The organism is Actinopolyspora mortivallis, assembly GCF_003001495.1.
GTDB classification, from domain to species: domain Bacteria; phylum Actinomycetota; class Actinomycetes; order Mycobacteriales; family Pseudonocardiaceae; genus Actinopolyspora; species Actinopolyspora mortivallis_A.
Window position 1 is genome coordinate 1 of sequence record NZ_PVSR01000064.1, and the last position, 10,931, is coordinate 10,931.

General features: G+C 70.7%; 10 protein-coding genes and 1 pseudogene. 9 read left to right on the forward strand and 2 right to left on the reverse strand.

Annotated features, from left to right (window positions below; translation table 11 throughout):
• From CEP50_RS20195 to CEP50_RS19255, 9 genes and pseudogenes are all read left to right on the forward strand, one after another.
• Positions 1–864, forward strand: a pseudogene (locus CEP50_RS20195) (DNA polymerase III subunit gamma/tau); the annotation flags it as partial.
• A gap of 153 nt (positions 865–1,017) precedes the next feature.
• A complete protein-coding gene (locus CEP50_RS19220) occupies positions 1,018–1,377 on the forward strand; it encodes a YbaB/EbfC family nucleoid-associated protein (protein ID WP_019855947.1) in 360 nt (119 codons plus the stop codon).
• A 10-nt stretch (positions 1,378–1,387) separates the two neighbouring features.
• A complete protein-coding gene (gene recR, locus CEP50_RS19225) occupies positions 1,388–1,984 on the forward strand; it encodes a recombination mediator RecR (protein WP_019855946.1) in 597 nt (198 codons plus the stop codon).
• Positions 1,981–2,616, forward strand: a complete 636-nt coding sequence (locus CEP50_RS19230) for a uridine kinase family protein (RefSeq protein ID WP_181188466.1) — start codon at positions 1,981–1,983, stop codon at positions 2,614–2,616. Before recR ends, CEP50_RS19230 begins: the two co-directional genes overlap by 4 nt.
• Positions 2,617–2,796: 180 nt before the next feature.
• A complete protein-coding gene (locus CEP50_RS19235) occupies positions 2,797–4,482 on the forward strand; it encodes an ABC transporter substrate-binding protein (protein WP_106115322.1) in 1,686 nt (561 codons plus the stop codon).
• 42 nt (positions 4,483–4,524) lie between these two features.
• Positions 4,525–5,535 carry an ABC transporter permease gene (locus CEP50_RS19240; RefSeq protein ID WP_106115323.1) on the forward strand — a complete coding sequence of 337 codons (1,011 nt, stop codon included), beginning with the start codon at positions 4,525–4,527 and terminating at the stop codon, positions 5,533–5,535.
• Between the two features lie 168 nt (positions 5,536–5,703).
• Positions 5,704–6,642 carry an ABC transporter permease gene (locus tag CEP50_RS19245; protein WP_106115324.1) on the forward strand — a complete coding sequence of 313 codons (939 nt, stop codon included), beginning with the start codon at positions 5,704–5,706 and terminating at the stop codon, positions 6,640–6,642.
• Positions 6,643–6,648: 6 nt separating this feature from the next.
• Positions 6,649–7,650 carry an ABC transporter ATP-binding protein gene (locus CEP50_RS19250; protein WP_106115325.1) on the forward strand — a complete coding sequence of 334 codons (1,002 nt, stop codon included), beginning with the start codon at positions 6,649–6,651 and terminating at the stop codon, positions 7,648–7,650.
• On the forward strand, positions 7,643–8,722 hold the full coding sequence (locus CEP50_RS19255) for an ABC transporter ATP-binding protein (protein WP_258175430.1): 1,080 nt from the start codon (positions 7,643–7,645) through the stop codon (positions 8,720–8,722). Before CEP50_RS19250 ends, CEP50_RS19255 begins: the two co-directional genes overlap by 8 nt.
• Before the next feature lie 11 nt (positions 8,723–8,733).
• Here the strand turns inward: CEP50_RS19255 and CEP50_RS19260 are convergent, their stop codons facing one another.
• Together CEP50_RS19260 and leuA are read right to left on the reverse strand one after the other, a co-directional pair.
• Entirely contained in the window at positions 8,734–8,967 is a 234-nt protein-coding gene (locus tag CEP50_RS19260) for a hypothetical protein (RefSeq protein ID WP_146134869.1), read from the reverse strand.
• A 185-nt stretch (positions 8,968–9,152) separates the two neighbouring features.
• Positions 9,153–10,931, reverse strand: a 1,779-nt coding sequence (leuA, locus tag CEP50_RS19265) for a 2-isopropylmalate synthase (protein WP_181188467.1), incomplete at its 5' end; no start/stop codon positions are given.

The window sequence follows — 10,931 nt, forward strand, 5'->3', positions numbered from 1 at the left end:
GCCGCCCCTGCCCCCACCGCTCCGCCGAACCCGCCCGCGCGGGAGGAGCGGAGCGCGGAACCCGAGACGGGTGGACAGCCCCGACCCGCAGGCACGCCCTCGGCCGAACTGCGTCAGACCTGGAACGAACTGCTGCGGGCCGTGGCCGAACGCAACCGGCCCACCCAGGCGCTGCTGCTCAACGCGAACGTGCGGGAGCTGCGGGGGGACACCCTGGTGCTCTCGATGCCCACGGAGGGGCTGCGCAAACAGTTCGGGCGGGCCAACCGGGTCGAGCACGTCCGGGAGGCCATGCGCGAGGTGCTGGGCGGGGAGTGGTCCGTCGAGTGCCTCGTCGACGGTGAGCAGCCGGGGGAACAACCCACCGCCTCCGGAGGGACGGGCGCGTCCCCGACGACAGCCGGTCCCGGCCCCGCTGCCGCCCCGGAACGACCCGCGCGGTCCGAACCGGACCCCCCGGCCGCGCAGGGGCCCACCACGAACGGACGGGTGGCGGAGGGGGCAGCGGAGCGCAGCGAGCCGGAAACCCCCACCTCTCCCGCCGCCCGGCGGGAACCGCCACCTGACGAGCCGCCGGAGCCCCCGGCACCTCCGGAGCCGCCCGAACCGCCGGAACCGCCTGCGGAACCGGAACCGCCCGAGGAGCCGGAACCTCCCGAACCGCCGGACGTTCCCGAACCCCCGCCCGACGGGCCCGCCGAGCCGCCCGGGGAAACGCCCCCACCGGTCCGGCAGGTGCCCGCCGAGACCTCCGGGGAGGGGATGGCCGGTGTTCCGTCCGGGGCCGTGGCCCCCCGGGATCCGGAGGAGGAGGCCGTCGAGCTGTTCGCCAGCGAGCTCGGGGCGCGCCGGATCGACCAGTGACGGGCTCCCCGGCTCGTTTCCCCCCGGGTTTCCCGCCGGGCGGGGAGCCCGGGTCGGGCAACACGGTGCCCGGACGGGGCGGCGACTACGCTGGGAGGAAACGAGACTTTTCGTTCGAACAGGTCGGTTCAGCCGAATCGGAGAGGAGCCACGGTGCAACCTGGTGGCCAGCAGCCGAACATGCAGGAAATCATGAAGCAGGCTCAGCAGATGCAGCAGCAGCTGATGACCGCTCAGCAGGAACTCGCCGATTCGGAGGTGACGGGAACCGCCGGTGGCGGCATGGTGACCGCCACCGTCACCGGTGCCGGGGAGTTGCAGTCCATGACCATCGACCCCAAGGTGGTCGACCCCTCGGACACCGAGACCCTCGCGGACATGGTGGTGGCCGCCGTTCGGGACGCGAACCGGGCCGCCCAGGAATTGCAGAGCGAGAAGATGGGGCCGCTGACCAACGCGCTCGGTGGCCAGGGCGGTATGGACATGGGCGGACTCGGTCTGCCCGGAATGTGACGGGAGACGAGTGTACGAAGGGCCTGTCCAGGATCTGATCGACGAACTCGGCAGACTGCCGGGAATCGGTCCGAAGGGCGCGCAGCGCATCGCCTTCCACCTGCTGTCCGCCGAACCGGCGGACGTCACACGCCTGCAGGACGCGCTGCAACGTGTGAAGGAGGGCGTGGTCTTCTGCGAGGTCTGCGGCAACATCTCGGAGCAGACGAGGTGTCGGATCTGCCGGGACACGCGGCGCGACCCGCGCGTGGTGTGCGTGGTGGAGGAGCCCAAGGACGTGCTGGCCGTCGAACGCACCCGCGAGTTCCGGGGGCGTTACCACGTGCTCGGCGGCGCGCTCGACCCGCTCTCCGGGGTGGGACCCGACCAGCTGCGCATCCGTGATCTGGTCAACCGGATCGGCACGGACGAGATCACCGAGATCATCATCGCCACCGACCCGAACACCGAGGGCGAGGCCACGGCGACCTATCTGGTCCGGCTGTTGCAGGACTTCCCGGGATTGAGCGTCACCCGCCTGGCGTCGGGGCTGCCTATGGGCGGTGACCTGGAGTTCGCCGACGAGCTCACCCTCGGCAGGGCGTTGTCCGGGAGACGGTCGGTGTGAGCGTCCCTCGGCGGGGGGATATTCCGGTCGGTGGTACTTCCGCGAGCGCGTGGCGCGGCCGCGCCGACGACACCGCGGCCGAGGCGGTGGCCGGGCACGTGCTGCGCGGTTCCCCCGGACTCGGGCCGGTGCGGCTGGTCACGATCGACGGCCCCTCCGGGTCCGGAAAGTCCACGTTCGCCGCGCGGGTGCTCGCCCGGCTGCGTGCCCGCGGGATGGAGACGGCGCTGGTGCCCACCGACGACTTCGCCACCTGGGAACAGCCGGTGGGGTGGTGGCCGCGGCTGCGTTCCGGGGTGCTGGAGCCGTTGAGTCGCGGACGGTCCGGCCGGTACCGGCGGGTGGAGTGGCCGGAAGGGGTTCCGGTCACGGGCCGCACCGTGGAGGTCCCCGTGCCCGACGTGCTGGTGCTGGAGGGGGTTTCCTCCGGTCGGGCGGAACTGGCCGGGCGGGTGACCACCGCGGTGTGGACGGAACTCGCCGACGCCGCCACGAGGTTGGCGCGCGCCGTGGCCCGGGACGGTGTGGACAGCCGGGCGGAGCTGTTGCGGTGGCAGGAGTTCGAACGTCACTGGTTCGAGGCCGACCGCCCCGGACAGCGGGCCGACTTCGTGGTGACCCCCGCCGGGTGAGGGACTCATCGGCGGCGCGGGCAACGCCGAACGCGTCCGTGATGCCCACCGCTTTCGCGGATTTGCCGGTTTTTTCTCCCGGTATCGTAGCGGGATCGTAATGCACGGGTCCTGATCGCACGGCACTCACGGGGTTACTGTCTGCATCACTCTGAGAGATACGACACACCGGAGTGAGCGATGGGTGTAGGCAGTTCGACGGGTTCCCGCCCCTCGCGATCGGGACGTGCGATCACGGCCGCCGGGTTGGCCGCCGTCCTGGCCGTCTCGCTGTCCGCGTGCGTGCAGTCCCAACGCCAGGGGGACGGCGGGGACACCTTCGTCTTCGGGGCCGCCGGTGCTCCCGCCCTGTTCGATCCCTTCTACGCCTCTGACGGTGAGACCTTCCGGGTGACCCGGCAGATGATGGAGGGCCTCGTCGGTTTCGCCCCGGGAACCGCCGAGATCGAACCGGAGCTGGCCACGGACTGGGAGTCCTCCGAGGACGGTACACGGTGGACGTTCCACCTGCGGGAGGGAGTCGAGTTCCACGACGGGACCCCGTTCGACGCCGAGGCGGTCTGCGCCAACTTCGAACGCTGGTACCACCAGACCGGTCCCGGGCGGAACGCGGCGCTGTCCTACTACTGGATCGAGACCTTCGGAGGGTTCGCCTCGGACGAGAGGCCCTCGCTGTACTCCTCCTGCGAAGCCCCCGATGCGGGGACGGCGGTGATCGAACTCACCAGACCGACCTCCAAGTTCCCCGACGCCCTGGGGCTGGACTCCTTCAGCATCCAGTCCCCCACCGCGATGGAGAAGTACGGGGCCGACGAGGTCCGCGCTCGCGGATCCAGTTTCGAGTACTCCGAGTACGCCCGGAAGCACCCCACGGGAACGGGCCCGTTCGAGTTCGCCTCCCACGACGAGAGCAACCAGTCCGTGGTGCTCGAACGTAACGAGGACTACTGGGGGGAGCAGGCCGGAGTGGACCGGCTCGTCTTCCAGGTGATCCCCGACGAGTCCGTGCGCAAGCAGGAACTGCTCTCCGGTGGGATCGACGGCTACGACTACCCCAACCCGGCCGATCTGGCGTCCCTGCGGGAGCAGGGCTTCGACGTCCGGGTCCGCGACCCGTTCAACATCCTCTACATGGGGATCTCGCAGCGGGACAATCCGGCGCTGCGCGACCTGCGGGTCCGTCAGGCACTGGCCCACGCCGTCGACCGACGCAACCTGGTCGAGGCCAACCTGCCCGCGGGGGCCGAGGTGGCCGAGCTGTTCTATCCGGACTCCGTGGACGGTCACGTCTCGGACACCGCGAAGTACCCCCACGACCCCGAGCGGGCGCGTGAGCTGCTGCGGGAGGCCGGGCATCCGAACCCGGAGATCGAGTTCTGGTGGCCCACCCAGGTGACCCGGCCGTACATGCCCGACCCACGAGGGATCTTCAACGCCATCGCCGGGGACCTCCGCGAGGCCGGGATCAGGGTGAAACCGGTCAGCAAACCGTGGAACGGTGGCTACATCTCGGACGTGAACCAGGGAAAGGCGCAGGTCTTCCTGCTCGGCTGGACCGGTGACTACAACTCCCCGGACAACTTCATCGGGACCTTCTTCGGCAGCACGAACAACCAGTTCTACACCGAACCGGCCCCCTGGGGCGGGGAGCTGGCCGACCGGCTCGAAGCCGCCGACCGGGAACCCGATCCGAAGAGCCGGGAGCGGATGTACGCCGAGATCAACCGGGACCTGAAGTCGGAGTACCTGCCCGCCGTTCCGCTGGCCCACTCACCCCCGGCCATCGTCACCTCCCCGGACGTCGAGGGACTGGTCCCGTCCCCGCTGACCGCCGAGCGGTTTTCCACGGTGCGGGTGGAGAACTGACGGGTATGGCCGTGACGCGGACCGCGACCCCAGGGGGCCGGAGTGCTTCGCTACACCGTCCGACGACTCGGGCAGCTCGTGATCGTCACGCTCGTCCTGTCGCTGCTGCTGTTCGCCTGGCTGCGCGCCCTGCCGGGAGGCCCGGTGTCCGCGCTACTGGGGGAGCGGGCCACCGAGCGGTCCAGGGCCGAACTGGTCGAGCAGCTCGGGCTGGACCAGCCGCTGTACGTGCAGTACTGGAGGTTCCTGGGGCGTGCGGTCACCGGCGACTTCGGTGTCTCCACCGGGGTGCAGCCGGGGACCCCCGCCCTGGAGGTGTTCCTCCAGCGGATGCCGGCCACGATCGAACTCTCGGTGCTGGCGCTGACGATCGCGGTGCTGGTGGGCATCCCCCTCGGCTACGTCGCCGGACGTCGCCAGGGCGGTTGGTTGGACAACCTGAGCATCACCTGGTCACTGCTGGGAGTGGCGGTTCCGGTGTTCTTCCTGGCCTTCCTGCTGAAGTACGTCTTCGCCATCGAACTGGGCCTGCTGCCCGCCTCCGGACGTCAGGAGGCGGGGACGAACGCCACGCACGCCACGGGCTTCTACGTGCTGGACGGGCTGCTCACGAGGGAGTGGGACGCGGCGTGGAACGCCCTGCTGCACCTGCTGCTGCCCGCCGCGGCCCTGTCCACCATCCCCTTCGCGGTGATCTTCCGCATCACCCGGGCCTCGGTGCTCGACGTGCTGGAGGAGGACTACGTGCGCACGGCCCGGGCCAAGGGGCTCGGCGCGACGGTGATCCGCACCCGGCACGTCCTGCGCAACGCGATGCTGCCCGTGGTCACCACCGTGGGGTTGCAGACGGGGGCGCTGCTGTCCGGGGCGGTGCTCACCGAGCAGGTCTTCAACATAGCCGGGATCGGACAGGCGCTCTCGCTCGGTTTCCAGCGGCAGGACTACGCGGTGCTCCAGGTGGTGATCATGGCCACGGCCATGGTCTACGTGCTGGTCAACCTCGTGGTCGACCTCGCCTACGCGGTCATCGACCCCCGGCTGCGCACCCGGTGATCCTCCGCCGAGGCCGGTGGGCACTCCGTGCGGAAAGGACGGTGGGATGATGCCGTTCCTCCGGACGCGGGCCTGGTCGGGGCCCGGCCGTCGTGTCCCCGCCGATCCGGTGCGGACTCGCCCGCCCGATCCTCGGCGGTCCCTCCTCGGCAGTGGGGGAGGACGCTGATGCTTCCGGGAACGCGCCGCGGACAACGTCTCGACGAGCTGGCCGAGTCCACCCCGACGACCACGGCCGGGGTCAGCCTCGCCGCCTCCGCGTGGCGCAGACTGCGCCGCAACCCCACCTTCCTCCTCGGGGCCGGGATCATCGCGGCCTTCGCGCTGCTGGCGCTGGTGTCCCCGCTGTTGGCGGCCCACGACCCGGCGCTGCGGCTGCTGGAGGACCAGGTGTCCCGGGCCGACAACCGCATCCCCGCCCCGCAACCGGGGTTCCCGCTCGGCGGGGACCAGTACGGCAGGCCGCTGCTGTCCCGGCTGCTGATCGGTTCCCAGCAGACCCTGTTGGTGGCGCTGACGGCCACGGTGCTCGGCCTCGGGGGAGGGCTGACCCTGGGAATCCTGGCCGGGGCGTTCGGAGGGTGGGTGGACACCCTGGTCATGCGGGTGGTGGACGTGCTGCTCTCGGTGCCCTCGCTGCTGCTGGCGGTGTCCATCGGCGCGCTGTTCCAGCAGCAGTCCCGGTTCACCGTGATCATCGCGGTGGCCACCGTGCAGATCCCGGTGTTCGGGCGGCTGCTGCGCGGAACCATGCTCGCCCAGCGGGCCAGTGACCACGTGCTCGCGGCCAGGGCCCTCGGCGTGCGCGAACGCTCGGTGGTGTTCCGGCACATGCTGCCCAACGCCCTGGGGCCGGTGATCGTGCAGGCCACCCTGATGCTGGCCGTGGCCATCATCGACGCCGCCGCACTGTCCTTCCTGGGTCTGGGTTCGGCCGACACCTCCACCCCCGAGTGGGGACAGATGCTCGGTTCGGCCCAGGACTTCTTCGACACCCATCCCCAGCTGGCCTTCTGGCCCGCCGGCTGCATCATCGTCGTCGCGCTGGGGTTCACGCTCGTCGGCGAGTCGTTGCGCGAGGCCCTCGACCCGAAGAAGCGGAGATGAGCGCCCATGGCCCTGTTGGAGGTGCGTGATCTGGCCGTGCGGTTCGTGCGCCGGGGAGAACCGACGGTGGCGGCCGTGGACGGGGTCTCCTTCGACGTTCCCGCCGGCAGGACGGTGGGGCTGGTCGGTGAGTCCGGGTGCGGGAAGTCCGTGACCTCCCTGGCGGTCATGGGGCTGCTGCCCCGGGACGGGACCGAGGTGTCCGGATCGGTCGTGCTGGACGGCACGGAGCTGCTGGGGCTGTCCCGGCGGGAGTGGGACCGCAGGAGGGGCAGCGACATGAGCATGGTCTTCCAGGATCCGCTGACCTCGCTCAACCCGGTGGTTCCCCTCGGGATCCAGGTGTCCGAGGTGATGGAACGTCACCGGGGCATGTCCCGCCGCGCCGCCACCCGGGAGGCGGAGTCGTTGCTGGACCGGGTGGGGATCCCCGACCCCCGTCGTCGGCTGCGGGAGTACTCCCACCAGCTCTCGGGGGGAATGCGCCAGCGGGCGCTGATCGCCATGGCGCTGGCCTGCCGGCCGCGGTTGCTCATCGCCGACGAACCCACCACCGCGCTGGACGTGACCATCCAGGCCCAGATCCTGAGCCTGCTCCGCGAGCTGGTCGCCGAGACGGGGACGGCGCTGGTGCTGATCACGCACGATCTCGGGGTGGTGGCGGGGATGTGTGACGAGGTGAACGTGCTCTACGCCGGGCGGATCGTGGAGTGCGCCGATCGGCACGCGCTTTTCGCCGCCCCCCGCCACCCGTACACGGCGGGGCTGCTGGAGTCGGTTCCCCGCCTGGACACCCCGCGCGGACGGCGGCTCGCCCCGATCTCCGGTTCGGTCGAGAACAACATCCCCTGGTCGGTGGGGTGCGCGTTCAGCCCGCGCTGTGCCTCGGCGTTGCCGGTGTGCTCCGAACGCTCTCCCGTCGTGGAGAAGGTCGGCCCGGAGCGGCTGCTGCGCTGCCACAACCCGCTGGACACCGACGTCGGGAACACGGAGTCGTCCCATGACTGAGCCCGCCCCGAGCCCCGCGCGGCCGCCGGAAACCGAGCCCCCGACCGAGCACACCGGCGACGCCCTGGTGGAGCTGGACGAGGTGTGCGTGCACTATCCGATCAGGCGCGGTGTGGTGTTCGACCGGACCGTGGGACGGGTGTACGCGGTGGACGGGGTGTCGCTGCGGATCGAACGAGGCCGCACCTACGGGCTGGTCGGTGAGTCCGGCTGTGGCAAGTCCACCCTCGGCAAGGCCCTGCTCCGGCTGGAACGCCCCACCAGTGGCTCGATCCGTTTCGACGGGACCGAGCTGTCCGGCATGTCCGGACGGCGACTGCGGCGTATGCGTCGCAGGATGCAGATGGTGTTCCAGGACACCCTGTCCTCGTTGGACCCCCGGCAGTCCGTGGAGTCCCTGCTGGTGGAGGCGCTGCGCGCGCACGATCTGGACGAGGGGAGCGAGAGCACCGGCCGTCTGCTGCGGGAACTGCTCTCCGCCGTGGGGCTGCCCGCCGGTGCGCTGCGGGGGTATCCGCACGAGTTCTCCGGTGGCCAGCGCCAGCGCATCGGCATAGCCCGGGCGCTGGCCGTGCGGCCCGAGCTGGTCGTGGCCGACGAGCCCGTGTCTGCGTTGGACGTCTCGGTGCAGGCCCAGGTGCTCAACGTGCTGCGGGACCTGCAGGAGCGGTTCGGGCTGACCTACCTGGTGATCGCACACGACCTGGCCGTGGTGCGCCATGTCGCCGACCGCGTCGGGGTGATGTATCTGGGTGTGCTGGTGGAGGAGTCCGATTCGGACGTGCTGTACGAGCGTCCGATGCACCCCTACACCAGGGCGCTGCTCTCCGCCGTCCCGGTGCCCGACCCCGAGGTGGAGGACCGCAGGGAACGGATCCTGCTTCCGGGGGATCTTCCCTCGCCGGCAGCTCCCCCGAGCGGGTGCCGGTTCCACACTCGCTGTCCCTGGAGCAGGCCGGGGGTGTGTGACGTCGAGCGTCCGTCCCTGCGGGACGTCGGCGGAGGGCACCTGGTGGCCTGCCACTACGCGGAGTCGATCGAGCGGGGCCGGCCCCCCGCGGAGTCGGGGTGAGTCGGTCCCGTTCAGGAACCGGAGGAGGCGCTGGCGGTGTCCAGCAGCTCGGAGAACTCCTCGGCCTCCTCGGGGGTGAGCACCAGGGTCTCGCCGGGGGGAAGCACCAGGCCGATCCGGTCACCCAGCACGAGAACCCGCACGTCCTCCTCCCCGTCCTCGGAGTCCGTGGGGGAGGTGTGGCAGGGAACGCTCCAACTCAGCCCTTCCGGGTCGAGTTGCTCGCCGCGCTCACGGGTGCCCACCGTGCGCCACCTCCGTTCGGCTCGGGTGATCTCCGTCCAGTGAACCGGTGTCCGGGCGTCCTGGCAAACCGTGTTCCCGCCGTGCCGGCGGCTTTTCACCGGATCGTGATCGTCTCCCCCGTTCGCGGGGCGGGCCCGGGGAGCCGTCCGCCGTCGGTGTGGTGGGACGGCTCCCCGGAGCGGGTTCAGCGGTGGGCCCGGTTCACCGCCGAGACCACGGCGTTCAACGAGGCGGTGACGGTGGAGGTGTCGATCGCCGCGCCCCAGAGCACCCGCGCGGTGCCGGAGGAGTCGTCCAGGGAGCACTCCAGGTAGGCCGCGGCCTTGGCGTCGTCACCGGAGGTCATGGCGTGCTCGTGGTAGTCCAGCACCCGTACCTCGTAGCCCACCGTGGCCAGCGCGTTCACGAACGCGGCGATGGGGCCGTTGCCCTTGCCGGTGACGGGGTGTTCGACGCCGTCCACCCGCACGGTCGCCTCGACCGTGGTCTCCTCGCCGGCCTCACCGCCGATCCGCTGTCGGACCAGCTCCAGCGGCGTGGTCGAGTCCAGGTACTCCCCGGCGAAGACCTCCCACATCTCGTGGGGCTCCACCTCGCCGCCCTCGGAGTCGGTGCGCTGCTGGACCAGTTTGGACAGCTCGATCTGCAGCTTGCGCGGCAGGTCGAGCTGGTGCTCGGTCTTCATCACGTAGGCGATGCCGCCCTTGCCGGACTGCGAGTTGACCCGGATCACGGCCTCGTAGCTGCGCCCCACGTCCTTGGGGTCGATCGGCAGGTAGGGCACCTCCCACGGGTACTCGTCCTCCGGAACCCCCGCCCGCTCGGCGGCCTGGCGGTGGGCGCGCAGCCCCTTGTTGATCGCGTCCTGGTGGCTGCCGGAGAAGGCCGTGTAGACCAGTTCGCCGCCCCAGGGCTGCCGCTCGGGAACGGGAAGCTGGTTGCAGTGCTCGACCGTGCGTTTGACGTAGTCGATGTCGGAGATGTCCAACTGGGGGTCCACCCCCTGGCTGAACAGGTTCATGGCCAGCGCGACCAGGTCCACGTTGCCGGTGCGCTCACCGTTGCCGAACAGGCAGCCCTCGATCCGGTCCGCTCCGGCCTGGTAGCCGAGCTCCGCCGCGGCGATGGCGGTCCCCCGGTCGTTGTGCGGGTGCAGCGAGAGGATCACCGAGTCCCGACGGGACAGCGCGCGGTTCATCCACTCGATGGAGTCCGCGTAGACGTTCGGGGTGGCCATCTCCACCGTGGCCGGCAGGTTGAGGATCACCGGCCTCTCGGGGGTGGGTTCCCAGATCTCGGTGACCGCGTCGCAGACCTCCACCGCGTAGGACAGCTCGGTGCCGGTGAACGACTCGGGGGAGTACTGGAAGCGGAAGTCCGTGTCCGGCTGCTTCGCCGCGCACTCCCGCACGACCTCGGCACCCTGCTGGGCGATCTTGGTGATCCCGGTGCGTTCCTCGCCGAACACGACCCTGCGTTGCAGGATCGAGGTCGAGTTGTACAGGTGCACGATCGCGGAGTGCGCCCCCTCCAGGGACGCGAAGGTGCGTTCGATGAGGTCCGGGCGGGCCTGGGTCAGCACCTGGATGCGCACGTCCCGGGGGATGGCCTCGTCCTCGATGATCTCGCGGACGAAGTCGAAGTCGGTCTGGCTCGCGGCGGGGAACCCGACCTCGATCTCCTTGAAACCCATCCTGATCAGCAGTTCGAACATCCGCCGCTTGCGCGCGGGCGACATCGGGTCGATCAGGGCCTGGTTGCCGTCCCGCAGGTCCACGGCCGCCCACAGGGGAGCGCGGGTGATGCGCTGGTCGGGCCAGGTGCGGTCCGGCAGGGCGACGTCCTCGACCAGCTCCTGGAAGGGGCGGTAGCGGTGGAACGGCATCGAACTGCCGCGCTGGGGGTTCCACGGTGCCTGGTCCGCCGGGGCCGGGCGGGCGGGGGTGCGCGGCCTGCTCCTGAC